Annotated in this window: 21 protein-coding genes; 20 read left to right on the forward strand and 1 reads right to left on the reverse strand. The window is 60.2% G+C overall.

The genetic code is table 11. The features are described 5' to 3' along the window. The first annotated feature begins 323 nt into the window (after nt 1-323). The 19 genes from P0D71_RS06110 to P0D71_RS06200 all read left to right on the forward strand — a co-directional run bounded on the left by P0D71_RS06110 (nt 324) and on the right by P0D71_RS06200 (nt 21,240). On the forward strand, nt 324-1,484 hold the full coding sequence (locus P0D71_RS06110; protein WP_408479487.1) for an ABC transporter substrate-binding protein: 1,161 nt from the start codon (nt 324-326) through the stop codon (nt 1,482-1,484). A gap of 205 nt (nt 1,485-1,689) precedes the next feature. After that, entirely contained in the window at nt 1,690-2,745 is a 1,056-nt protein-coding gene (locus P0D71_RS06115) for a branched-chain amino acid ABC transporter permease (protein WP_091797831.1), read from the forward strand. Between the two features lie 4 nt (nt 2,746-2,749). Next, complete coding sequence (locus P0D71_RS06120; protein ID WP_408479488.1) at nt 2,750-4,534, forward strand: branched-chain amino acid ABC transporter ATP-binding protein/permease; 1,785 nt, start codon at nt 2,750-2,752, stop codon at nt 4,532-4,534. 11 nt (nt 4,535-4,545) lie between these two features. Further along, entirely contained in the window at nt 4,546-5,298 is a 753-nt protein-coding gene (locus tag P0D71_RS06125; RefSeq protein WP_177205050.1) for an ABC transporter ATP-binding protein, read from the forward strand. Between the two features lie 175 nt (nt 5,299-5,473). After that, entirely contained in the window at nt 5,474-7,432 is a 1,959-nt protein-coding gene (gene mnmG, locus P0D71_RS06130; RefSeq protein WP_408479489.1) for a tRNA uridine-5-carboxymethylaminomethyl(34) synthesis enzyme MnmG, read from the forward strand. Then, nucleotides 7,429-8,112, forward strand: a complete 684-nt coding sequence (gene rsmG / locus P0D71_RS06135; protein ID WP_408479490.1) for a 16S rRNA (guanine(527)-N(7))-methyltransferase RsmG — start codon at nt 7,429-7,431, stop codon at nt 8,110-8,112. Before mnmG ends, rsmG begins: the two co-directional genes overlap by 4 nt. Nucleotides 8,113-8,198: 86 nt before the next feature. Further along, nucleotides 8,199-8,990 (forward strand): ParA family protein, encoded by a 792-nt coding sequence (locus P0D71_RS06140; RefSeq protein ID WP_091797847.1) that lies wholly within the window; start codon nt 8,199-8,201, stop codon nt 8,988-8,990. A gap of 18 nt (nt 8,991-9,008) precedes the next feature. After that, nucleotides 9,009-9,899 carry a ParB/RepB/Spo0J family partition protein gene (locus tag P0D71_RS06145; RefSeq protein ID WP_408479491.1) on the forward strand — a complete coding sequence of 297 codons (891 nt, stop codon included), beginning with the start codon at nt 9,009-9,011 and terminating at the stop codon, nt 9,897-9,899. 818 nt (nt 9,900-10,717) lie between these two features. Then, nucleotides 10,718-11,263, forward strand: coding sequence for an ATP synthase subunit I (locus P0D71_RS06150; RefSeq protein ID WP_091797852.1), 546 nt, complete (start codon nt 10,718-10,720; stop codon nt 11,261-11,263). Nucleotides 11,264-11,440: 177 nt separating this feature from the next. Then, nucleotides 11,441-12,292, forward strand: coding sequence for a F0F1 ATP synthase subunit A (gene atpB / locus P0D71_RS06155; protein ID WP_091797855.1), 852 nt, complete (start codon nt 11,441-11,443; stop codon nt 12,290-12,292). An 81-nt stretch (nt 12,293-12,373) separates the two neighbouring features. Then, complete coding sequence (atpE, locus tag P0D71_RS06160; RefSeq protein WP_007180033.1) at nt 12,374-12,643, forward strand: F0F1 ATP synthase subunit C; 270 nt, start codon at nt 12,374-12,376, stop codon at nt 12,641-12,643. Nucleotides 12,644-12,781: 138 nt separating this feature from the next. Further along, on the forward strand, nt 12,782-13,252 hold the full coding sequence (locus P0D71_RS06165) for a F0F1 ATP synthase subunit B (RefSeq protein WP_006050845.1): 471 nt from the start codon (nt 12,782-12,784) through the stop codon (nt 13,250-13,252). 2 nt (nt 13,253-13,254) lie between these two features. Continuing rightward, nucleotides 13,255-13,794 carry a F0F1 ATP synthase subunit delta gene (locus tag P0D71_RS06170; protein WP_091797857.1) on the forward strand — a complete coding sequence of 180 codons (540 nt, stop codon included), beginning with the start codon at nt 13,255-13,257 and terminating at the stop codon, nt 13,792-13,794. Nucleotides 13,795-13,852: 58 nt separating this feature from the next. Beyond that, entirely contained in the window at nt 13,853-15,394 is a 1,542-nt protein-coding gene (gene atpA / locus P0D71_RS06175) for a F0F1 ATP synthase subunit alpha (RefSeq protein WP_091797860.1), read from the forward strand. Nucleotides 15,395-15,533: 139 nt separating this feature from the next. Next, nucleotides 15,534-16,418 carry a F0F1 ATP synthase subunit gamma gene (gene atpG / locus P0D71_RS06180; RefSeq protein ID WP_011490290.1) on the forward strand — a complete coding sequence of 295 codons (885 nt, stop codon included), beginning with the start codon at nt 15,534-15,536 and terminating at the stop codon, nt 16,416-16,418. A gap of 115 nt (nt 16,419-16,533) precedes the next feature. Then, nucleotides 16,534-17,928: a F0F1 ATP synthase subunit beta gene (gene atpD / locus P0D71_RS06185; RefSeq protein WP_091797865.1), complete on the forward strand. Its 1,395-nt coding sequence runs from the start codon at nt 16,534-16,536 to the stop codon at nt 17,926-17,928. Between the two features lie 211 nt (nt 17,929-18,139). After that, a complete protein-coding gene (locus P0D71_RS06190; protein WP_007180027.1) occupies nt 18,140-18,565 on the forward strand; it encodes a F0F1 ATP synthase subunit epsilon in 426 nt (141 codons plus the stop codon). 233 nt (nt 18,566-18,798) lie between these two features. Beyond that, nucleotides 18,799-20,529, forward strand: a complete 1,731-nt coding sequence (locus P0D71_RS06195; protein WP_408299771.1) for an AMP-binding protein — start codon at nt 18,799-18,801, stop codon at nt 20,527-20,529. A gap of 570 nt (nt 20,530-21,099) precedes the next feature. Beyond that, on the forward strand, nt 21,100-21,240 hold the full coding sequence (locus tag P0D71_RS06200; RefSeq protein ID WP_408479492.1) for a hypothetical protein: 141 nt from the start codon (nt 21,100-21,102) through the stop codon (nt 21,238-21,240). Nucleotides 21,241-21,407: 167 nt separating this feature from the next. Here P0D71_RS06200 and P0D71_RS06205 read toward each other — a convergent pair whose 3' ends face one another. Then, nucleotides 21,408-22,205, reverse strand: coding sequence for a transporter substrate-binding domain-containing protein (locus P0D71_RS06205; RefSeq protein ID WP_091797871.1), 798 nt, complete (start codon nt 22,203-22,205; stop codon nt 21,408-21,410). 217 nt (nt 22,206-22,422) lie between these two features. Between P0D71_RS06205 and hemE the strand changes: the two genes are divergently transcribed. Next, complete coding sequence (hemE, locus tag P0D71_RS06210) at nt 22,423-23,523, forward strand: uroporphyrinogen decarboxylase (RefSeq protein ID WP_091797873.1); 1,101 nt, start codon at nt 22,423-22,425, stop codon at nt 23,521-23,523. Nucleotides 23,524-23,755: the final 232 nt, after the last annotated feature.

Below are 23,755 nucleotides of genomic sequence, written 5' to 3' on the forward strand. Positions count from 1 at the left end.
GTTGACGCGTCTTTTTTATTGTCCGCTTCACGTGAAAAAGTGTGGTTGCGCGGCTTCAGGACAAACCCGTATTTGGGTTGCGGTCTATTGACCGTCGTTCATGCAGAACGCAATACTACTAACATGTTAGTGTTTTGTTCGCAGGATTTCGCAGCAGTTTGCAGCCGTCGTACGTAGCAAAGGAGTGGCACCAAAGCGGCGAAGGCATCCGCGCTGAGCAGGGAAAACCATGCTTGGCACGCCTCCACCCGATAACTAGATTCAGACACCCGGCCCGTGAGTCGGATTACAGATACGCGCTTCAAAGCGTTTGGAGACTTGCAATGAAAAAGACAAAGCAATGGGTACGCACCGGCATCGCCATGGCGTTGATGTGTGGCGCGGGCGTGGCGTTCGCCCAGGTGAAAATCGGCGTGACACTTTCTACGACGGGGCCGGCCGCATCGCTCGGGATTCCTGAAAAGAACACGATTGCGCTGTTGCCGAAAGAGATCGGCGGCAAGACCGTGCAGTACATCGTTCTCGACGACGCATCGGACACGGGCAAGGCCGTGCAGAACACGCGCAAGCTGATCGACGAAGACCACGTCGACGCGATCATCGGCTCGACCGTCACGCCGAATTCGCTGGCCATGCTCGACGCCGCTTCCGAAGGCAAGACGCCGGTGATCTCGCTGGCGGCATCGGCGGCGATCATTTCGCCGATGGACGCGAAGCGCGCATGGGCCTTCAAACCGCCGCAAAACGACAGCCTGATGGCTGACGCCATCGCCGACTATATGGAGCATCACGGCGTGAAAACCGTGGGCTTCATCGGCTTCGCGGATGCGTACGGCGACGGCTGGAATAACGTCTTTACCGCTGCGGCCGCCGCGCACAATCTGAAGATCGTCTCCAACGAGCGCTTCAACCGCACCGACGCATCGGTCACGGGCCAGGTGCTGAAGACGATTGGCGCGAACCCCGACGCGGTCCTGATCGCGGGTGCGGGCACGCCGTCGGCATTGCCAGCCAAGACGCTCAAGGAGCGCGGCTACAAGGGCAAGGTCTACCAGACGCACGGCGTTGCCAATAACGACTTCCTGCGCGTGTGCGGCAAGGATTGCGAAGGCGAATTCCTGCCGGCTGGCCCGATTCTCGTGGCGGATCAACTGCCTGACTCGAACCCGGTGAAGAAGTCGTCGCTGGCCTACAAAGCGGCGTACGAGAAAGCGTATGGCGCGGGCTCGGTGGCGACGTTTGGCGGTCACGCATGGGACGCCGGCCAGATGTTGCAAGCAGCGATTCCCGTCGCGCTGAAGACGGCGCAGCCGGGCACGGAAGCGTTCCGCGTGGCACTGCGCGGTGCACTTGAGAACATCAAGGAGCTGCCGGTTTCGCACGGCATCATGAACACCACCACGACCGACCACAACGGCCTCGACAAGCGCGCACGCGTGATCGTGCAGATCGTCGACGGCAAGTGGAAGCTGCAGAACGACTAAGCATAAAAGCGGTACGCGCCTCTCGCGCAACGTGCGGCATGTGACGCCGCATTGCCATTCTGTTCGATGACAATGGCATCGACCGCCGCGCCGTGTTCCGGCGCGGCGGTCGCCTTTTCAGGCATTGCGGGTCCGCGGACGGCCGCGAGTTCTGCCGCCACGACGGTTTCCCAGTTTCGATTACGACGCTTCAGGACGAGGAAGTATGGATCTATCAATTGCGGCGATCCTCGCGCAGGACGGTATCACCACCGGCGCGATCTACGCGCTGCTCGCGCTCGCGCTGGTGTTGGTGTTCTCCGTGACGCGGGTGATCTTCATCCCGCAGGGGGAGTTTGTTTCGTACGGCGCGCTGACGCTCGCCGCGCTACAGACACAGAAATTTCCGGCCACCTGCTGGCTGCTGATGGCGATGGGCGCGGCCTGCTTCGTCGTCGAGGTAGCGGGGCTGGTACGCCATCCCGAGCGGCGCCGGCATGCGGCGCGCACGCTGGTCATGCTGGTCGGCAAATACCTGCTGTTTCCGATCGCGGTCTACGCGCTCACGCAGGGCGTTTTCATGCATACGCTGCCGATGATCGCGCAGATCGCGTTGACGCTGCTGATCGTGATTCCGATGGGACCGTATGTTTACCGGCTTGCGTATGAGCCGATCGCGGAGGCGTCCACGCTGCTGCTGCTGATCGTGGCGGTGGCGGTGCACTTCGCGATGGTCGGCCTGGGTCTCGTGATGTTCGGTGCGGAGGGTTCGCGCACCACGGCGTTTTCCGACGCGACCTTCAACGTGGGCAGCCTGTCGATCTCCGGGCAGAGCTTGTGGGTCGTCGGCACGGCGGTCGTGTTGATCGGTGCGCTGTATCTGTACTTCGACCGCTCGATCTCTGGCAAGGCGTTGCGCGCAACGTCGGTGAACCGGCTCGGCGCACGGCTTGTCGGCATCGGCACGACGCAAGCGGGGCGTCTCGCCTTCACGCTGGCGGCGGGCCTCGGTGCGCTGTGCGGCATCCTCGTCGCACCCCTCACCACCATCTACTACGACTCGGGCTTCCTGATCGGCTTGAAGGGCTTCGTGGGGGCGATTATCGGCGGCCTCGTCAGTTATCCGCTGGCGGCTGCGGGCTCGATCCTGGTCGGTCTGCTGGAGTCGTATTCGTCGTTCTGGGCGAGTGCTTATAAAGAAGTGATCGTGTTCACGCTGATCATTCCGGTGCTGCTCTGGCGAAGTCTTGCCAGCCCGCACACCGAAGAGGACGAGGAGTGACGCGATGAAACGGATCATGCAAAACAAGTTCTTCTGGTTGTTCCTCGTGGTGCTGTTCGCGCTACCCGTATTGCCGCAACCGATTCACGTGCCGGAATATTGGGTGACGCTGCTCAACTACATCGGCCTGTATTCGATCGTGGCGATCGGCTTGGTGCTGCTGACCGGTATCGGCGGAATGACGAGCTTTGGCCAGGCCGCGTTTGTCGGCATCGGCGCCTACGCGACCGCGTATCTGACGACGCGATACGGCGTCTCGCCGTGGCTCGCGCTGATCGCGGGCGTGGTGGTGACGGCCCTGATCGCGTTGATGCTCGGGTTGGTGACGATGCGTCTGTCCGGGCACTTTTTGCCGCTCGGGACGATCGCGTGGGGGCTCGCGCTGTTCTACCTGTTCGGCAATCTTGAAATGCTGGGCAAGTACGACGGCATCAACGGAATTCCTGTGCTGAATGTTTTCGGCATCAACCTGGAGTCCGGGCGCCATATCTATTACCTGATCTGGGTGGTCGTGCTGGGTGCGGTGATTTCCGTTCAGAATCTGCTTAATAGTCGGCCGGGACGAGCAATCCGCGCGCTGCGCGGCGGCGGCATGATGGCCGAAGCGATGGGCGTGAACACCGGATGGATGCGCGTGGTGATCTTTGTCTACGCGGCGGTGCTGGCTTCGGTGTCGGGCTTTCTCTACGCCCACCTGCAACGCGCGGTGAACCCGACGCCGTTTGGACTGAATCACGGTATCGAGTTCCTGTTCATGGCGGTGGTGGGCGGGGTGTCGCATGTCTGGGGCGCCGTGCTCGGTGCGGCGATCCTGACAGTGCTGCAGGATTATCTGCAAACGCTGCTACCCAAGCTGCTGGGTGAGAACGGCAACTTCGAAGTGATCGTATTCGGCATCTTGATGGTGCTGCTGCTGCAGTACGCGCGCCAAGGCGTATGGCCGTTTGTCGCGCGCTTTTTCCCGAAAGGTCCGCGTGCCCATTTGGCCGACCATGCCGAACCGTTGCCGCAGCGCAGCAAGCCGGAGGCCGGTGAAGATCTGCTGACGGTGAACAAGGCGCGCAAGCAATTTGGCGGTCTGGTCGCGGTGAACGACGTCAGCTTTGAGGTGAAAGCAGGGCAGATCATCGGCTTGATCGGGCCGAACGGCGCCGGCAAGTCGACGACGTTTAATCTTGTCACCGGCGTGCTGCAAGCGACCAGCGGCGAGATCAAGTTCCGTGGCGAGCGAATCGATTCGTTGAGTTCACGTGAAATCGTCAAGCGCGGGATTGGCCGCACCTTCCAGCACGTCAAGCTGCTGCCGGGAATGACGGTGCTCGAGAACGTCGCGATCGGCGCACATCTGCGGGGGCAGGCGGGCGTATGGCGTAGCGTCGTGCGCCTGAACAGCGCGGAAGAAGCGCGCTTGATGGCCGAAGCCGCGCGCCAGATTCGCCGCGTCGGCCTGGAACAGCACATGTATGACGAGGCGGGCAGTCTTGCCTTGGGACAGCAGCGGATTCTCGAAATCGCACGCGCATTGTGCTGCGACCCGACGCTGTTGTTGCTGGATGAGCCGGCCGCCGGTCTTCGTTATCAGGAAAAACTCCAGCTGGCCGATCTGCTGCGTCGCCTCAAGGCGGAAGGCATGAGCGTGCTGCTGGTTGAGCACGACATGGATTTCGTGATGAATCTCACCGACCGGCTGGTGGTCATGGAGTTCGGGACCCGGATCGCGGAAGGTTTGCCGCAAGACGTACAACAGGATCCGGCTGTGCTGGAAGCGTATCTCGGTGGGGTGGAGTGATGGAGAACACGATGAATGCTGCTGATCCCATTCTCGACGTAGACGGATTGTCGGTCCGCTATGGCAAGGTCGAGGCGCTGCACGGCGCGGCGATCAAGGTGCGGGCTGGGCAGATCGTCTCGGTGATCGGCCCGAATGGCGCGGGCAAGTCCACGCTGCTGAACGCGATCATGGGTGCACTGCCGACCACGGGTCATGCCAAGGGCGCCGTGGTGTATCGAGGCGAAGATGTCAGCGCCGTGCCGGTCGAGAAACGTGTCGCGCGCGGCATGTGCCTTGTGCCGGAAAAGCGCGAGCTGTTTGCTTCGATGACGGTCGAGGACAACCTCGTGCTCGGCGCTTACCGTCGCAAGCGGGCAGGGGAGCGCAACTTTCTCGACCAACTTGAGCCGGTCTTCACGCTGTTTCCACGACTGAAGGAGCGCCGCAAGCAGGCGGCCGGCACCTTATCGGGTGGTGAACGGCAAATGCTTGCGGTGGGCCGGGCATTGATGGGCAAGCCCGATCTGCTCATGCTGGACGAGCCGAGTCTTGGCCTTGCGCCGCTGATCGTAAAAGAAATCTTCCACATCATCAGCGCGCTACGGCAGACCGGCGTAGCCACGCTGCTGATCGAGCAGAACGCCCGAGCCGCGTTGCAAATCTCCGACTACGGTTATGTGTTGGAGACGGGCGAACTGGCGCTGGAAGGGCCGGCGGCAGACCTGGCGCAGAATCCGCGCGTGATCGAAACGTACCTTGGGCTGGCCAAAAAAGTGGCGTAACGCTCCCGCTCTACGCTGATCGCCGACGATTAAAGCGGTGTGTTTCACGTGAAACACACCGCTTTTTTTATGGGTTGGCCGTTCGGACGAAATTCGGGCCTAAACCGAACCCGTTATAATTCGCCCATACATTTCCTTTGAAAGGCTCACGCGATGATCTGGCGTGAGATCCGCGATGCTCTTTCCCACAGAATTTGACGTAATCGTCGTCGGCGGCGGTCATGCCGGCACGGAAGCCGCGTTGGCTTCAGCACGCATGGGCAATACGACGCTCCTGCTGACCCACAACATCGAAACGCTCGGCCAGATGAGCTGCAACCCGTCGATTGGCGGTATTGGCAAGGGCCATCTGGTTAAGGAAGTCGACGCGCTCGGCGGTGCAATGGCGGCCGCGACGGACGAGGGCGGCATTCAATTCCGCATCCTGAATTCGTCGAAGGGCCCGGCCGTCCGTGCGACGCGCGCTCAGGCCGACCGTTTACTGTACAAGCAGGCTATCCGGCATCGGCTGGAGAATCAGCCGAATCTCTGGTTGTTCCAGCAAGCGGTTGATGACCTGATGGTGGAAGGTGACCGAGTGGTTGGCGCTGTCACGCAGGTGGGGATCCGTTTCCGTTCGCGCGCGGTGGTGCTGACGGCTGGGACCTTCCTCGACGGCAAGATTCACGTGGGTTTGAACAACTATACGGGGGGCCGTGCTGGTGATCCGGCGTCCGTGTCGTTGTCGGCGCGTCTCAAGGAATTGAAGCTGCCGCAAGGTCGGTTGAAGACCGGGACGCCTCCTCGTATCGACGGCCGCACCATCGACTTTTCCCAACTCGAAGAGCAGCCGGGCGATCTGGATCCGGTGCCAGTGTTCTCGTTTCTGGGGCGTGTTGAGCAGCATCCGCGGCAGGTGCCGTGTTGGGTTACGCACACCAACGAGCGGACGCACGACATCATTCGCGGCGGCCTCGATCGTTCGCCCATGTACACCGGCGTGATCGAAGGGGTGGGGCCGCGGTATTGCCCATCGATCGAAGACAAGATTCACCGATTCGCATCGAAGGAATCGCATCAGATCTTCCTTGAGCCTGAAGGGCTGACCACCAACGAGTTTTACCCGAATGGGATCTCCACGAGCCTGCCGTTCGATGTCCAGCTGGAGTTGGTGCGTTCGATGCGCGGGTTGGAGCATGCGCATATCCTCCGGCCGGGCTATGCGATCGAGTACGACTACTTCGATCCACGTGGACTGAAGGCTTCGCTGGAAACGAAAGTCATTAACGGGTTGTTCTTCGCCGGTCAGATCAACGGCACGACTGGCTATGAAGAAGCCGCCGCGCAGGGTTTGCTGGCTGGGATCAACGCGGGTCTGTACGTGCAAGGTAAGGAAGCATGGTGCCCTCGGCGCGATCAGGCTTACCTTGGCGTGTTGGTCGACGATCTGGTTACGCGTGGCGTGTCGGAGCCGTATCGCATGTTTACGAGCCGTGCCGAATATCGCCTGAGCCTCCGTGAAGACAATGCGGATATGCGTTTGACTGAGATCGGCCGCGAGCTGGGCGTGGTGGATGACGTTCGGTGGGATGCCTTCAGCCGCAAACGCGACGCTGTTTCACGTGAAACAGAGCGCCTTCGCGCCACGTGGGTCAATCCTAAGACGTTATCGGCTGACGAGGCGACGGCTTTGCTCGGCAAGCCAATCGATCACGAGTACAGCCTGGCGGATCTGCTGCGCCGCCCGGGTGTGTCTTACGACGGTGTTTGCGGGTTGCGTGCCGGTGCTTGCGCTGCGCCTGAAACGTTGGCGGAAGACGACGTTCTGCTTGCCCAGATCAAGGAGCAGATCGAGATCGGGATCAAATATCAGGGCTACATTGACCGTCAGGCGGGAGAGATTGAGCGGAACGAGGCGCACGAAAGCACGCGTCTACCTGAAGGATTGGATTACGCGGAAGTCCGGGGCCTTTCCTTCGAAGCGCGCCAGAAGCTGACGCAGTTCCGCCCTGAAACCATTGGTCAGGCCTCGCGCATCTCCGGCATTACGCCGGCGGCCATCTCGCTGCTTATGGTCCATTTGAAGCGTGGTTTGGGTCGTCGTCCGGCGAAACCCACTGAGCCGGGCACCGACAGCACGCCGGTGACGCAATGACGGTAGGCCAGAAGGGAAGCGGTAGGGAGGCGTTGGCGCCGCTGCTCACAGAGGGCGTGCGCGAGCTCGGCCTCGATCTGAGCGACACGCAACTCGGCAAGCTGCTCGACTACGTCGCGTTGCTGTCGAAGTGGAACGCCGTCTATAACCTCACGGCGATCCGCGATCCGCGGCAGATGCTGATTCAGCACATTCTGGACTCGCTTTCGATCGTGCCGCATCTGGCTCCGCTCGGGCCGTCCTCGGTACTCGATGTCGGCTCCGGTGGCGGTTTGCCGGGCATTGTGCTGTCGATTGTTTTGCCGGAGTGGATGGTGACGGTGAACGACATCGTTCATAAAAAAACGGCGTTCCAGGCTCAGGCCAAGGCGGAGCTCGGCCTTGCGAATCTCTCGGTGGTGACCGGCCGAGTCGAGACTTTGCAGCCGGGCGCCGAAGTACCGGCAAAGTTCGACGTAATTGTCTCGCGCGCATTCGCAGAACTCGCGGATTTCGTTACACTGGCCCGTCATCTCGTTGCGGAGCAGGGTGCGATCTGGGCAATGAAGGGCGTACGCCCGGACGGCGAGATCGAACGTTTGCCGGCTGGCGCCCACGTGGAACAGGTTATTCGGCTGAACGTGCCGTCGCTCGACGCCGAGCGACACCTGATCAAGGTTTTGGTGGATGCCGGCAGCTAGCGGCGCGCTCAGGCTTGTCATGCATCCGCACCCTGTATCACCCATGATTTTCACTTTATCCAAGCAGCAAAAGGGACACACCAACGATGGCAAAAATCTTCTGCGTTGCGAACCAGAAGGGCGGCGTCGGTAAAACGACGACCACAGTCAATCTGGCCGCGAGCTTGGCAGCGCAGGGACAGCGAGTCCTTCTCATCGACCTGGACCCGCAAGGCAACGCCACGATGGGTAGCGGCATCGACAAAGCCGCGTGCGCGAACACGGTCTACGAAGTGCTGGTGGATGGCGTCGCGGTGGCCGATGCGCGAGTGCGGCCCGAAGCCGTTGGTTACGACGTGCTCCCGGCGAACCGTGAACTCGCCGGCGCCGAGGTCGAGTTGGTCAGCGTGCAGAATCGCGAACGTCAATTGAAGGTCGCGCTCGCGGCAGTCGAAAACGAATACGATTTTGTGCTGATCGACTGTCCGCCGGCTTTGTCGCTGCTCACGCTCAACGGCCTGTGCGCCGCACACGGCGTGGTGATTCCGATGCAGTGCGAGTACTTCGCTCTCGAAGGCTTGTCAGACCTGGTCAACACGATCAAGCAGGTGCACGCGAACCTCAACCGTGACCTGAAAGTGATCGGCCTGCTGCGCGTCATGTTCGATCCGCGTATCACGTTGCAACAGCAAGTCTCAGATCAGTTGAAAGAGCATTTTGGTGACAAGGTGTTCGACGCCGTGATCCCGCGCAACGTGCGCCTCGCCGAGGCGCCCAGCTATGGTTTGCCGGGCGTGGTGTTCGACAGGGCATCGCGCGGCGCGCAAGCGTACGTGCAGTTCGGCGCGGAAATGATTGAGCGGGTGCGCGCATTGAATGACGCGCCCCAGGCATCCTAAGTGGATCGGGAAAGCACGATGAACGCAGTAGCGAGAAAGAAGGGGTTGGGACGAGGCCTGGAAGCATTGCTTGGCGGCACTGCGGACATCACCGAGGCGGTGACGATAGAGGGTGCTCCGAACGTGCTGCCACTCAGCAAGTTGCAGGCGGGCAAATACCAGCCGCGTACGCGTATGGATGAAGGCGCATTGCAGGAACTGGCGGCCAGCATCCGGGCGCAGGGCTTGATGCAGCCGATTCTCGTGCGGCCCGTCTCCGCGGACAAGTACGAGATCATTGCCGGCGAGCGGCGTTTCCGCGCGGCGCGTCTCGCAGGTCTCGACGAAGTGCCGGTGCTGGTGAAGAACGTGCCGGACCAGGCCGCTGCCGCGATGGCGCTGATCGAGAATATTCAGCGCGAAGATCTGAATCCGCTGGAAGAAGCGCAGGGCATCCAGCGCTTGCTCGACGAGTTCAATTTCACGCACGAACAGGCGGCGGAGTCGGTCGGCCGATCGCGTAGTGCCGTGTCGAATCTGCTGCGCTTGCTCAATCTGGCGTCGCCCGTACAGACGATGCTGCTGGCCGGCGATCTCGACATGGGGCACGCCCGCGCGCTGTTGGCCGTCGACGCTGCAACGCAGATTACGCTGGCCAACCAGGTTATCAACAAGCGCATGTCGGTGCGCGAAACCGAAAAGCTGGTAACGACGACGACCAAAGCCGCGCCAGCAGTGAAGGCGCGTGCGAATCCGGACGGTGGTCGTGATACGCGACGACTCGAAGAAGAGTTGTCGGATTTGCTGGCGGCGACGGTCAAGATCAAACTCGGCCGACGCGGGCGAGGGCAGGTACTGGTGGACTTCGGCGATCTGGACGCGCTGGAAGGCATCTTGGTGAGGTTGCGCGGCAACGCCACCGCCGCCTGATCGGCGCGTTGAACGTAAGCGGCACCGAAGGCTTGCGATCAGGCTTAATGCCGATCGCAAGCTATTTGGTGCGCTGTGCGCCTCTGGCGCCGCAGCTTTCCTGGCGAGTTGCAAACACATAGAGATTGGGCCCGACTTGATGCATGTCAAACGGCCTATATTTAATGGATTCCTAAATAAATGCGGCGATAAATAATCAGGATCGCTGATATATTGGTCTGATCGCGCCGTTGGGGCGATGCCGAGCGCCGATGCGTTTGCAATGCCGCCTGATTCGCGTCAAGCATCCCGAGAGCGGTCGCGTCACCAACTCCGCGCTGATGAATTCACGAAGTAGGGCGTGCCCGAAACGAAAGGCGAAAGCGCATGCCGTTCTCGGTCGCCCATTCATTCGGCGCGGCGGTGTGATTACGGCGATCCCTCTTGTCATCGACACACACGAGTTTCCGAATACGCTCGCGCCGAGTCGCCGCCTAACTGGTGCCAACCCGTATGTCCACCTGCGGAGGCAAAAATCGGCGTTTGTTGCATTTTCGAGACGTCTGCTACTGCGTTTAAACGACCTGTCGGCGAGTGCAAAGTCGCTTGATCCAAACCGCATGATTTGACGCCCCCCGACAGCCTTACATTTGACGTGTTTCGTACCGCCAGGCAGCTGTTCCCGCATCGTGAGGAGGCTTTTCACGCCGGTTATTGAACGGCCTAAAGTCTTGAATTGCCTGCAACTATCGCTTACAATCGCCCGGATTTAATTGCACGGCAACCCCGTAATGGCAGCGTAAGCTCGCGGGCTGGAACAAGACTTTCGGAACACTGCGATGGCGGTCAAAACGTCGAATCAAGCGCCGAAGAATGGGCACGACGAACACCGCGCTGAACGCAAAGATTCCGTTGCGTCCACCGGTCAGCAAGCGACACCTGATGAAGCGTGGGATGTCGAGCAGCAAGATAACAATATCGTTCCGCTCACGCGGGCTGAAGCTGAAAAGCTGTTTGGTCCCAACGTGAGCCGTCCATCGCGCGTTACGCCTTTCAAGGTCGTGGCAGCGCAAATGGCTTTGTCCCTGGGTGCTACGCTGGTGTGGTGGCTGTTCTACAAGCCGCCGGGCGCTGCTGCGCTGTCCGCGTTCCTGGGAGGAGCGATCTGCTGGGTGCCGGGCGCGTTGTTCGCGGCACGGCTTAGAACGCTGAGCGGCGCCGAAACAGTCATGAGCTGGATGATCGGCGAAGCGCTCAAAATGGGGACAACGATCGCGATGTTCGTAGCCATCGCCTTCTGGTATCACGACGTACGCTGGGTTCCGCTGCTCGTGACCTACCTCATCGCGCTCAAGACGTACTGGATTGCCTTGGCCTGGCGCTAAGGTAGCAGCAACAAAAGTGGCAGCAAAAAAGTAGCAGCAAAAAATTCAGGCCGGCGCGCAGCGCCGGCAACAGGTGTGCGGATATGACACGGTCCGCACCCGGCGTGTTCCCGCAATACAGAATTGCAGCGGGAACGGCCTAAGACGATTTTCGACAATTTGGGTGGCTTTAACGATATGGCAGCTAGCGAAGGCACGCGCGCAATGGATCCGTCCGAGTACATCGCGCACCACTTGCAGAACTTTTCCACCGCGCACCAGACGTCGATTTTCGACATTCACGTGTGGAATCTGGACACCCTTTTCTGGTCGATCGTTTGCGGTCTGGCCACGATCTTCATCCTGCATCTCGCTGCCCGCAAGGCAACGTCCGGCGTGCCGGGCCGTTTCCAGTGCGCGATCGAAATGCTGGTGGAGATGGTCGAGGATCAATCGAAGTCGATGATCCACGGCACGCGCACCTTCATCGCACCGTTGGCCCTGACCGTGTTCGTCTGGGTCGCGCTGATGAACTCGCTCGACTTTATCCCTGTCGACCTGCCGGGCCACGTGATTGGCTGGCTGGGTCTTTCCGAAGTCATCCCGCACCACCGCATCGTGCCGACCGCCGACCTGAACGGCACGCTCGGCATCGCACTCGGTGTGTTCGCGCTGATGATTTACTACAACTTCAAGATCAAGGGCGCCGGCGGTTTCGTGCATGAACTGCTGTCCGCTCCGTTCGGCGCACATCCGTTGCTGTGGATCCCGAACCTTGCACTGAACATCATCGAGTTCGTCGCGAAGACGGTCTCGCTCGGCATGCGGCTGTTCGGCAACATGTACGCGGGCGAACTGTTGTTCCTGCTGATTGCCCTGCTCGGCAGCATCTGGAGCTTCGGCGCGGACACGACGGTGCTTGGCTTCATCGGCCACGTGATCGCCGGCAGCGTGTGGGCAATTTTCCACATCCTGATCGTTCTGCTGCAGGCGTTCATTTTCATGATGCTGACGCTGGTGTACATCGGCCAGGCACACGACACGCACTAACCTGCGCCGTCGACAAAGAATCATCGTTTTTTAAATCCCAGTTCCAACCAGTTCTAAAAGACTTTTCACAAAGGAGTGATCATGCAAGCTTTCATCGCCAACATCCAGGGTCTGACCGCCATCGGTATCGGCATCATCATCGGCCTGGGTGCAATCGGCGCCTGTATCGGTATCGGCCTGATGGGCGGCAAGTACATCGAAGCATGTGCACGTCAGCCTGAACTGATGAACCCGCTGCAAACCAAGATGTTCCTGCTGGCTGGTCTGATCGATGCGGCGTTCCTGATTGGCGTTGGTGTGGCAATGCTGTTTGCGTTCGCGAACCCGCTGCTGTCGAAGCTGGCAGGCTGAGGTTCCTCGGAAGTTTGCGCCTGAGCTATAACTAGTGAGGGCGCAGGGCGGAACGGGCACTCGGGCGCTGATCGAACACAGAATCGATGAGCGCCTTGCCGTTTCACTTTCCGAACTAGCAACGTTTAAGGAAACACCGTGAATCTCAACGCAACCCTGTTTGCGCAAATGGTCGTGTTCCTGATCCTCGCGTGGTTCACGATGAAGTTCGTGTGGCCGCCGCTGATCAACGCCCTCGACGAGCGCTCGAAGAAGATTGCTGACGGTTTGTCGGCTGCTGAAAAGGGCAAGGCAGAACTCGAAGCCGCTCACAAGCGCGTCGACCAGGAACTCGCTCAGGCACGCAACGACGGTCAGCAACGTATTGCTGACGCGGAAAAGCGCGCTGTGGCAGTCGCTGACGAAATCAAGGCTCAAGCACAAGCTGAAGCCGCTCGCATCATCGCGCAAGCGAAGGCCGACGCGGAACAGCAAGTCGTGAAAGCGCGCGAAACGCTGCGCGGCGAAGTTGCTGCACTCGCCGTGAAGGGCGCTGAACAGATCCTGAAGCGCGAAGTCGACCAGGCAGCTCACGCTGACCTGCTGAATCAACTGAAAGCCGAGCTCTGATCATGGCCGAACTTGCAACCATCGCCCGTCCGTACGCAGAAGCGCTGTTTGGCGTGGCCGAAGCTGGTGACATCGCCGCCTGGTCCACGCTCGTGCAGGAGCTGGCACAGGTTGCGCGTCTGCCCGAAGTGCTGTCGATCGCCTCGAGCCCGAAAGTAAGCCGCGCCCAGGTCAGCGAACTGCTGCTCACCGCGGTCAAGTCGCCGCTCAAGGACAACGCACAAGCGAAGAATCTGGTGCAAATGCTGGTGGACAACCATCGCCTGCAATTGCTGCCGGAAATCGCCGTGCAGTTCGAAGAGTTGAAGAACGCCCGCGAAGGGGCGGCCGATGTGCTGATCGTCAGCGCATTCCCGCTCGAAGGCGCGCAGTTGAATGACCTCGTCGCAAGTCTCGAACGCAAGTTCAAACGCAAGCTGAAGCCGACGATCGAAGTCGACTCGTCGTTGATCGGCGGCGTGCGCGTGACGGTCGGCGACGAAGTGCTCGATACCTCGGTCCGCGCGCGGCTTGCCAGCATGCAGACGGCTCTGACGGCCTGAAGCGCCCAAGGCGCTGAAGCGGCTGGCACGCAACAGAATTGACTATCAGGAGCGAATAATGCAACTCAATCCCTCTGAGATCAGCGAGCTGATCAAGAGCCGGATCCAGGGCCTTGAAGCGAGCGCAGACGTTCGCAACCAGGGCACTGTGATCTCCGTGACCGACGGTATCGTGCGCATCCACGGCCTGTCGGAAGTGATGCAGGGCGAAATGCTCGAATTCCCGGGCAACACCTTCGGTCTCGCACTGAACCTCGAGCGCGACTCGGTCGGCGCCGTGATTCTGGGTGAGTACGAACACATTTCGGAAGGCGACGTCGTCAAGACGACGGGCCGTATTCTGGAAGTGCCGGTGGGTCCGGAACTGCTCGGCCGCGTGGTCGACGCGCTCGGCAACCCGATCGACGGCAAGGGCCCGATCAACGCGAAGAAGACCGACGCAATCGAAAAGATTGCTCCGGGCGTGATCTGGCGTAAGTCGGTTTCGGAACCGGTCCAAACCGGTCTGAAGTCGATCGACGCGATGGTGCCGGTTGGCCGTGGCCAGCGTGAGCTGATCATCGGCGACCGCCAGTGCGGCAAGACCGCAGTCGCAGTCGACACGATCATCAACCAGAAGGGCAAGAACCTCTTCTGTATCTACGTCGCGATCGGCCAGAAGGCTTCGTCGATCATGAACGTGGTGCGCAAGCTGGAAGAAACCGGCGCGCTCGAATACACGATCGTCGTGGCCGCTTCGGCTTCGGAATCGGCTGCCATGCAGTACCTGGCACCGTACGCCGGCTGCACGATGGGCGAATACTTCCGCGACCGCGGTCAAGACGCACTGATCGTTTATGACGACTTGACCAAGCAAGCTTGGGCATACCGTCAGATCTCGCTGCTGCTGCGCCGTCCGCCGGGCCGTGAAGCTTACCCGGGTGACGTGTTCTATCTGCACTCGCGTCTCCTGGAACGTGCGGCTCGCGTGTCGGAAGACTACGTCGAGAAGTTCACGAACGGTGAAGTGAAGGGCAAGAGCGGTTCGCTGACGGCACTGCCGGTCATTGAAACGCAAGCAGGCGACGTGACCGCATTCGTTCCGACGAACGTGATCTCGATTACCGACGGCCAGATCTTCCTGGAAACCGACCTCTTCAACGCAGGTATCCGCCCGGCAATTAACGCCGGCGTGTCGGTGTCGCGCGTCGGTGGCGCGGCTCAAACGAAGGTCGTGAAGAAGCTTTCGGGCGGTATCCGTACCGACCTCGCGCAGTACCGTGAACTGGCCGCGTTCGCGCAGTTCGCGTCGGATCTCGACGAAGCAACCCGCAAGCAACTGGAACGCGGCCGCCGCGTGACGGAGCTGCTGAAGCAGCCGCAATATCAGCCGCTGCAAGTGTGGGAACTGGCTGTCGCGCTGTTCGCAGCGAACAACGGTTACCTCGACGATCTGGAAGTTTCGCAAGTGCTGCCGTTCGAAAAGGGCCTGCGCGACTACCTGAAGTCGAAGCACGCTGACCTGATCAAGCGCGTCGAAGACACCAAGGAACTCTCGAAGGACGACGAAGGCCTGCTGCACACGGCCCTCAAAGACTTCAAGAAGTCCGGCGCTTATTGATCCGCGAGTGACCCGCAAGGCATAAACGGACCTTGAAGCGGCGCGGGCCGCAGGAAACTGAACCCGTGCTGCTTCGATCGCTTTGCATGGGACCCGAGTAACCGCTAAAGCGGCAACTCGGGCCGACAAGGAGCAAGCAATGGCTGGAATGAAGGAAATTCGCGGCAAGATCAAGAGCGTGCAAAACACGCGCAAGATCACGAAAGCGATGGAGATGGTGGCCGCATCGAAGATGCGCCGCGCTCAAGAGCGTATGCGCGCTGCTCGCCCGTATGCTGACAAGGTCCGCGATATCGCTGCACACATGAGCCGTGCGAACCCGGAGTATCGTCACCCGTTCATGGTGTCGAACGAAGGCGCGAAGACGGCCGGCATCATCCTCGTCACGACCGATAAAGGTTTGTGCGGCGGCATGAACACCAACGTGCTGCGCGCGTCGCTGCAGAAGTTCAAGGAACTGGAAGGCCAGGGCAAGACGATCGAAGCAACTGCGATCGGCACCAAGGGTCTGGGTTTCCTGAACCGTCTGCGCGCCAAGGTGGTGTCGAATGTCGTGCATCTGGGCGACACGCCGCATCTGGAAAAGCTGATCGGCGCGGTGAAGGTGCAACTCGACCTGTACTCGGAAGGCAAGGTTTCGGCGGTGTACCTGGCGTACACGCGCTTCGTCAATACGATGAAGCAGGAGCCGGTGATCGAGCAACTGCTGCCGCTGTCGGCAGATCAGTTCGAGCGCAAGGAAGAAGACGGCACGACGCCGAGCACGCAGTGGGACTACATCTACGAGCCGGACGCGCAGGCAGTGGTGGACGAACTGCTGGTGCGTTATGTCGAAGCGCTGGTCTATCAGGCCGTCGCGGAAAACATGGCATCGGAACAGTCGGCACGGATGGTTGCGATGAAGGCCGCTTCGGACAACGCGAAGACGGTCATCAACGAACTGCAGCTCGTGTACAACAAGAGCCGTCAGGCCGCGATCACGAAAGAACTGTCGGAAATCGTCGGTGGCGCGGCGGCAGTCTGACCTTAACGGTCAAACACGCCGCTTCGTGTGCGCCTTCGTGGCGCACCCACCTGAGCGGCCCCATCGAAATTGCGCCTTTGCGCGAGTGAAGAATTGAGTATCTAAAGGAAAAGCGATGAGTACTACTGCTTTGGTAGAAGGCAAGATCGTACAGTGCATCGGCGCGGTGATCGACGTGGAATTCCCGCGTGACCACATGCCGAAGATTTACGACGCGCTCATTCTCGAAGGTTCGGAACTGACCCTCGAAGTCCAGCAACAGCTGGGCGACGGCGTCGTCCGTACCATCTGTCTGGGTGCATCGGACGGTCTGCGCCGCGGCACGGTCGTGAAGAATACCGGCAAGCCGATCAGCGTGCCGGTCGGCAAGCCGACCCTCGGCCGGATCATGGACGTTCTGGGTCGCCCGATCGACGAAGCCGGCCCGATCAACTCGGACGTGGTTCGCGGCATTCACCAGAAGGCTCCGGCGTTCGACGAACTGTCGCCGTCGACGGAACTGCTTGAAACCGGCATCAAGGTTATCGACCTGATCTGCCCGTTCGCCAAGGGCGGTAAGGTTGGTCTGTTCGGTGGCGCCGGCGTGGGCAAAACCGTGAACATGATGGAACTGATCAACAACATCGCGAAGGAACACGGTGGTTACTCCGTGTTCGCCGGTGTTGGCGAACGTACCCGTGAAGGGAACGACTTCTATCACGAAATGAAGGACTCGAACGTTCTCGACAAGGTCGCGCTGGTGTACGGCCAGATGAACGAGCCGCCGGGCAACCGTCTGCGCGTCGCGCTGACCGGTCTGACGATGGCTGAGCACTTCCGTGACGAAGGTCTCGACGTGCTGTTCTTCGTGGACAACATCTACCGTTTCACGCTGGCAGGCACGGAAGTGTCGGCACTGCTCGGCCGTATGCCGTCGGCAGTGGGCTATCAGCCGACGCTGGCTGAAGAAATGGGTAAGCTGCAAGAGCGTATTACGTCGACCAAGACCGGCTCGATCACGTCGGTTCAGGCCGTGTACGTCCCTGCGGATGACTTGACCGACCCGTCGCCGGCTACGACTTTCGGCCACTTGGACGCAACCGTTGTGTTGTCGCGTGACATCGCTTCGTTGGGTATCTACCCGGCAGTCGACCCGCTCGATTCGACCTCGCGTCAGATCGACCCGAACGTGATCGGTGAAGAGCACTACTCGATCACGCGCGGCGTGCAGCAAACGCTGCAGCGCTACAAGGAACTGCGCGACATTATCGCGATTCTGGGCATGGACGAACTGGCGCCGGAAGACAAGCTCGCCGTGGCGCGCGCTCGTAAGATCCAGCGTTTCCTGTCGCAGCCGTTCCACGTCGCTGAAGTGTTCACGGGCTCGCCGGGCAAGTACGTGCCGCTGAAGGAAACGATTCGTGGCTTCAAGATGATCGTTGAAGGCGAATGCGACCACCTGCCGGAACAGGCGTTCTACATGGTCGGCACGATCGACGAAGCCTTCGAAAAGGCCAAGAAGATCCAGTAAAGGTCGGGTGTAACGAAGCGGGCGTCGGTTCTCGCGCGGAACGGATACTATTAAAGGTATCGGGATCGCAAAGCCGGCGCCTCTTAATACGCTCAACCCAGCCTTGCATGGGACGACAGTAAGCGTTAAAGCGCTCGCTCTCGTCGAGCTTTGCAGGGGACCCGAGTAAGCGCTAAAGCGCCAACTCTGGTCGTCACAGGAGTCGACACTTATGGCAACAATCAAGGTAGACGTCGTCAGCGCGGAAGAGCAGATCTTCTCGGGTCAGGCGAAGTTCGTCGCGCTGCCGGGCGAAGCGGGTGAACTCGGCATTCTGCCGGGACACACGCCGCTCATCACGCGGATTCGTCCGGGTGCGGTGCGAATCGAAGCTGAAAATGGCGAGGAAGAGTTTGTTTTCGTCGCCGGCGGCATTCTCGAAATCCAGCCGGGCGCTGTGACGGTTCTCGCCGACACGGCGATCCGCGGCAAGGATCTCGACGAAGCCAAGGCTGAAGATGCACGCAAGCGTGCGGAAGAAGCGCTGCAGAACACGGGTTCGAACCTCGAATACGCGACCGCGCAAGCGGAACTGGCGTATGCGACGGCTCAGCTCGCTGCGATTCAGCGTCTGCGCAAGCTGCGCGGTCAGCACTAAGCAACACGTATCAGAGAGAAAGCAGCCTTCTTGGCTGCTTTTTTTTGACCTTTAATTGACGTTTACGGAAAGGTCAGCAAAATTGTGGTCGAGCATTGATGGATGCCACGCTTTAATAGATGGTGATGCGCTGCGGGTAAGACTTGATGCCTGACGGACACATGCCGATGGCACAATCGATTTCAAATTCATTTCAATAAGCGAGCTTCCGCTCAGTTCACGGAGACAACACCATGGCAACGCACGTGTCAGGCGAAGGTGCACTCATCGAACCCAAAGACGGGCTGTCTTACGTCCGCGGTAAGACCGACATCCCGTTGAGCGACGCGACAGTTGGACAGTTTCTGCGCGATACGGCGGAGCGCTTTCCGGATCGTCCAGCCGTGGTGTTTCGCGAGCAGCGTATTCGCTGGACATGGAAGGAGTTCGCAGAAGAAGTCGACGTGTTGGCGGCCGGTTTGCTCGCGCTCGGCATCGTGAAAGGCGACCGGGTGGGCATCTGGTCGCCGAATCGGGTGGAATGGTTGCTTACCCAGTTTGCGACCGCGCGCATCGGCGCCGTGCTGGTCAATATCAATCCGGCATACCGGCTCGCGGAGCTCGAATACGCGCTGAACAAGGTCGGTTGCAAGGCGATCATTGCGGCCGAGCGTTTCAAGACCTCCATGTATCTGGAGATGTTGCGGGAACTCGCGCCCGAACTGGCCACGCAGGCGCCGGGAGAATTGCATGCGTCGAGATTGCCCGAACTGCGCTACGTGATTCGCATGTGCGATACCGAAACGCCGGGTATGTTGAGCTTTTCCGACGTGATCGAACAAGGTCGAGCGGCGCTGGATGTTCCAAAACTGGACGCCATCGGCGACACGCTTACGTGCCACGAGCCGATCAACATTCAGTTCACCAGCGGCACGACAGGCAATCCGAAGGGCGCGACGCTGACCCATCGCAACGTGGTCAACAACGCGCGCTACATCGCGATGGCGATGCGGCTGACCGAACAAGATGGCTTATGCATCCCGGTGCCGTTGTATCACTGCTTTGGCATGGTGCTGTCGGTGCTGGCGTGCGTATCGGTCGGCGCCAATATGGTGTTTCCCGGCGAGGGATTCGACCCGGCGGCAACGCTAGCCGCGGTCGCGGAAGAGCAGTGCACAGCGCTGCACGGCGTGCCGACCATGTTCATCGCAGAACTCGATCACCCTGACTTCGCCACCTACGACCTGTCGCGCCTGCGCACCGGCATCATGGCGGGCTCGCCGTGCCCGATCGAGACCATGAAGAAGGTGGTCTCCAGGATGCATCTGGCGGAGATCACCATCGCCTACGGCATGACGGAAACCAGCCCGGTCTCGTTCCAGAGTTCGACCACCGACCCGCTCGACAAGCGCACGACCACGGTGGGCCGCATCCAGCCGCATCTGGAGGTGAAAATCGTCGATCCCCTTGGGAACATCGTGCCGGTGGGCGAAACCGGCGAGCTGTGCACTCGCGGCTATTCGGTGATGCAAGGCTACTGGGACGACGAGACCAAGACACGCGAAAGCATTGTCGACGGCTGGATGCACACCGGCGATCTGGCGACGCTCGATGCTGAAGGCTACTGCAATATCGTCGGGCGCCTGAAGGACATGCTGATTCGCGGTGGCGAGAACATCTATCCCCGCGAGATCGAGGAGTTTCTGTTCCGTCACCCGAAGATCCAGAGCGTGCAGGTGTTCGGTGTGCCCGACTCGAAGTATGGCGAAGAGGTTTGCGCGTGGGTTGTCTTGCGCTCCGGTGAGCAGGCTACCGCGGAAGAGATCCAGCAGTTCTGCCAAGGTCAGATTGCGCACTACAAGGTGCCGAAGTACATCCGTTTCGTCGACGAGCTGCCCATGACGGTGACCGGCAAGGTGCAGAAGTTCATCATGCGCGAACGGATGATTAGCGAATTGAAGCTGCGGGAAGACAAGACGGCGTGACGGTCAATGGCCGGTCCGCGCGCGACGTAATGGCGCGACGGACCAGTCATTGAAGAACAGAACACCAACCGTTTGCCCGGCGCAAGAGTTGCAAAACAACCGCTAACGCACTCTAAAAAGCGCCTTACTGCACTGCGCAAACGTTTGGCTAGGCGAAAAAAAAGCGGGCCTGGAGCCCGCTAAAAACCACACGCTACGGGGTTAGCGCGAGGAGACCAAAGAAGGAACCGACTGAGACGACGACCCTGCGTCGACTACGGCCCCAGCAGGGATGCCCCTTCACAGGGCTTCGGCATGCGCCGACCGGCAAGTGCATCGTATCCGCTCACACCACGCACCCAGCCACATCCGTGTTGAAACCGTTGAGGGCATTGTGGGCGAATTACCCTATGAGCGCGGTAACAAAGTGTTTCAGGTTGTAACGCCCGCCAGATAAGGCGCTGCGGGACATATTGCCAAAAAGAATTGTTTGAAACGTAATATTTACCGATGACTCGTTCGCAATTTCATACGCATGATTAATGCTATTCGCGAAGCATATTGCGGCGTATTCCGTTCAGTCGATTCCGCATGAAATGGTTGCATGGTCATCTTTTGGGGCGAGAAATCGCCTGTGTTACAGGTCTGCCACCGCTGGAAAAATCTCAGCAGCGCAAACGGCGTCGCTTTGTTGTGTCGCAGCATATCGTCGGATATGCGATTGGCGCGTAAAGGGCTGGTTCGTCTGCTGGCGAACCGGGGTAATTGTTCCGCTTTTACTTAACGTCAGCCCTTCACCGTTACATGATTCGACGTGTGAGCGAAATCGGTCAGCATTTTCCGACCGCCCCAGGTTCACTGTGGGAGCGAAACGCGGGCGGCCGAGGCAAAGCGCCTTGCTACTTCAGCCACTTGTCCGAAATGGCCTGATATTCGCCGGTTGCCCGCGCGAGGTGTAGCCATTGGTCGACATACTCCTGGAATGCCACATCACCACGCGGCAGCAACCAGGCCTTTTCTCCGTATTGGAAAGGCTTATCCGGATGCACTGAGCAAAGGCCCGGATTCAGCTTTTGCTGCAGCAGCGTTTCAGACGCGTCGGTCACCATGACATCGGCTTTGCCGGCGAGGATCTGCTTGAAGATCGTCACGTTGTCCGGATAGACGGTCAGGTTGGCGTGCGGGAAATACTGCTTCGCGAAGCGCTCGTTGGTGCCGCCCGGGTTGACGATCACGCGAGTGGCAGGCTGGTCGATCTGCGCGACCGTCTGATATTTGGCAACGTCATCGCACCGAACGATCGGCGTTTTGCCGTCGATCATGTACGCCTGCGTAAAAAACGCGCGCTTCTGGCGCTCAAGTGTTGGCGATACACCGCCTACGCCTACGTCGCATTTGGCGACGAAGTCGTTCATCAGGTTCGACCACGACGTCTTGATGTATTCCGCCTTGACGCCGAGTGATTTGGCGAGCGACTCCGTCATGTCGATATCGATACCTTCGAACTGGCTGTCTGCCTTGTAGAACGAGTAGGGCTTGTAGTCGCCAGTCGTACAGGCGCGCAGTGTGCCACGGGCGATGATTTCGTCGAGCCGCGAAGGGGCTGCGGCAGCGGCGGTGCTCTGAGCCTGAGCCGCGCCCGCGTGCATCAAAACCCCGGTTAGCGCGCCGAGCAGCGCGAGTGTCGCCTTGTTCATCGAGTCTCCTTGCTTGTATGTAATTGCGTGGTAAGTCCGTTCGATCATAGCGCGGCAATTCGGGCTTGAACATTGGCCGTTCAGCCAGGTGCAGCGCTGCCGCCGCCCCCTGCAAAACCCGTCGCCGGCGGGGCGCACAACACTTATTGCCCGCATCAAGCGAGATGTGGCGAGCCCGCTCCGGTAAAATGCCTTTTTGCCCTGAGTCGTACGCAACGTGGCCCATAAACTCCTGAACGACACTTTCCTGCGCGCGCTGCTGCGCCAGCCGACCGACTACACGCCGATCTGGCTGATGCGGCAAGCCGGCCGCTATCTGCCGGAATACAACGCCACGCGAGGTCGCGCGGGCAGTTTCCTCGGTCTGGCGAAGAACCCGGCATTCGCGACGGAAGTCACACTGCAACCGCTCGAGCGCTATCCGCTCGACGCCGCGATCCTGTTCTCCGACATCCTGACCGTGCCCGACGCCATGGGGCTCGGCCTTGAGTTCGTGACGGGCGAGGGCCCTCAGTTTGCGCGCCCGGTGCGAACAGAAGACGATGTCGCGCGCCTCGCGGTGCCGGACATCGACGCCACGCTGCGCTACGTGACCGACGCGGTGCGCGAAATCCGCACCGCGCTCACAGACGCGCAGGGACGTCAGCGCGTGCCGCTAATCGGTTTTTCGGGCAGTCCGTGGACGCTCGCGTGCTACATGGTCGAAGGCGGCGGTTCGGCCGATTTCCGCACGGTCAAATCGATGCTGTATGCGCGTCCGGACCTGATGCATCGCATTCTCGACGTCAACGCGCGCTCGGTCGCGGCTTACCTGAACGCGCAGATCGAAGCTGGCGCGCAAGCCGTGATGATTTTCGACACGTGGGGTGGGGCGCTGGCGGACGGCGTGTATCAGCGCTTTTCATTGCACTACATCCAGCAGGTGGTCAGCCAGTTGAAGCGCGACCACGACGGCGAAAAGGTGCCGGTAATCACCTTCACGAAGGGCGGCGGCCTGTGGCTCGACGAGATCGCTGAGATCGGCGTGGATGCGGTCGGCCTGGACTGGACCGTGAATCTGAGCAAGGCCCGCGAACGCGTGGGCGGGAAGGTGGCGCTGCAAGGCAATATCGATCCCTCGGTGTTGTTTGCCCCGCCGGCTACGATCCGCATGGAAGCGCGCGCTGTGCTCGACAGTTTCGGCAACCATCCGGGCCACGTGTTCAATCTCGGCCACGGCATTTCGCAGTTCACGCCGCCGGAGAATGTCGCCGAACTGGTCGACGAGGTGCATCGCCATAGCCGGGCTATTCGCAGCGGGGCTCATGCACCGGTATGAGGCCGTAATCGTTACCAATTTTGCTGCAGCGCAGCGAACTGGGCTCTCGGTCTAAGGGAAAATTTGCGGTTGGCGGGCCGTCAGTTGGCGGTCCTGCGAAAGTCAAGACTTGACTTATGCACATTCATCACGCTGCGGCGCGGTAGAAGCTTTAGTCGCATCACAACCCTTGCACATTGCAGGCGCATTTGATCTAAGCCTTGTCTGGCAAGGGTTTGACGGGGGCGATACA

It is taken from the genome of Paraburkholderia sp. RL17-383-BIF-A (genome assembly GCF_046028015.1).
In the GTDB taxonomy this organism is placed as follows: Bacteria; Pseudomonadota; Gammaproteobacteria; order Burkholderiales; family Burkholderiaceae; genus Paraburkholderia.

Coding starts and splice junctions, on each gene's coding strand:
- P0D71_RS06110 (WP_408479487.1), top strand. CDS start 324: ATGAAAAAGACAAAGCAATGGGTACGCACCGGCATCGCCATGGCGTTG.
- P0D71_RS06115 (WP_091797831.1), top strand. CDS start 1,690: ATGGATCTATCAATTGCGGCGATCCTCGCGCAGGACGGTATCACCACC.
- P0D71_RS06120 (WP_408479488.1), top strand. CDS start 2,750: ATGAAACGGATCATGCAAAACAAGTTCTTCTGGTTGTTCCTCGTGGTG.
- P0D71_RS06125 (WP_177205050.1), top strand. CDS start 4,546: ATGAATGCTGCTGATCCCATTCTCGACGTAGACGGATTGTCGGTCCGC.
- mnmG (WP_408479489.1), top strand. CDS start 5,474: ATGCTCTTTCCCACAGAATTTGACGTAATCGTCGTCGGCGGCGGTCAT.
- rsmG (WP_408479490.1), top strand. CDS start 7,429: ATGACGGTAGGCCAGAAGGGAAGCGGTAGGGAGGCGTTGGCGCCGCTG.
- P0D71_RS06140 (WP_091797847.1), top strand. CDS start 8,199: ATGGCAAAAATCTTCTGCGTTGCGAACCAGAAGGGCGGCGTCGGTAAA.
- P0D71_RS06145 (WP_408479491.1), top strand. CDS start 9,009: ATGAACGCAGTAGCGAGAAAGAAGGGGTTGGGACGAGGCCTGGAAGCA.
- P0D71_RS06150 (WP_091797852.1), top strand. CDS start 10,718: ATGGCGGTCAAAACGTCGAATCAAGCGCCGAAGAATGGGCACGACGAA.
- atpB (WP_091797855.1), top strand. CDS start 11,441: ATGGCAGCTAGCGAAGGCACGCGCGCAATGGATCCGTCCGAGTACATC.
- atpE (WP_007180033.1), top strand. CDS start 12,374: ATGCAAGCTTTCATCGCCAACATCCAGGGTCTGACCGCCATCGGTATC.
- P0D71_RS06170 (WP_091797857.1), top strand. CDS start 13,255: ATGGCCGAACTTGCAACCATCGCCCGTCCGTACGCAGAAGCGCTGTTT.
- atpA (WP_091797860.1), top strand. CDS start 13,853: ATGCAACTCAATCCCTCTGAGATCAGCGAGCTGATCAAGAGCCGGATC.
- atpG (WP_011490290.1), top strand. CDS start 15,534: ATGGCTGGAATGAAGGAAATTCGCGGCAAGATCAAGAGCGTGCAAAAC.
- atpD (WP_091797865.1), top strand. CDS start 16,534: ATGAGTACTACTGCTTTGGTAGAAGGCAAGATCGTACAGTGCATCGGC.
- P0D71_RS06190 (WP_007180027.1), top strand. CDS start 18,140: ATGGCAACAATCAAGGTAGACGTCGTCAGCGCGGAAGAGCAGATCTTC.
- P0D71_RS06195 (WP_408299771.1), top strand. CDS start 18,799: ATGGCAACGCACGTGTCAGGCGAAGGTGCACTCATCGAACCCAAAGAC.
- P0D71_RS06200 (WP_408479492.1), top strand. CDS start 21,100: ATGAAATGGTTGCATGGTCATCTTTTGGGGCGAGAAATCGCCTGTGTT.
- P0D71_RS06205 (WP_091797871.1), bottom strand. CDS start 22,205: ATGAACAAGGCGACACTCGCGCTGCTCGGCGCGCTAACCGGGGTTTTG.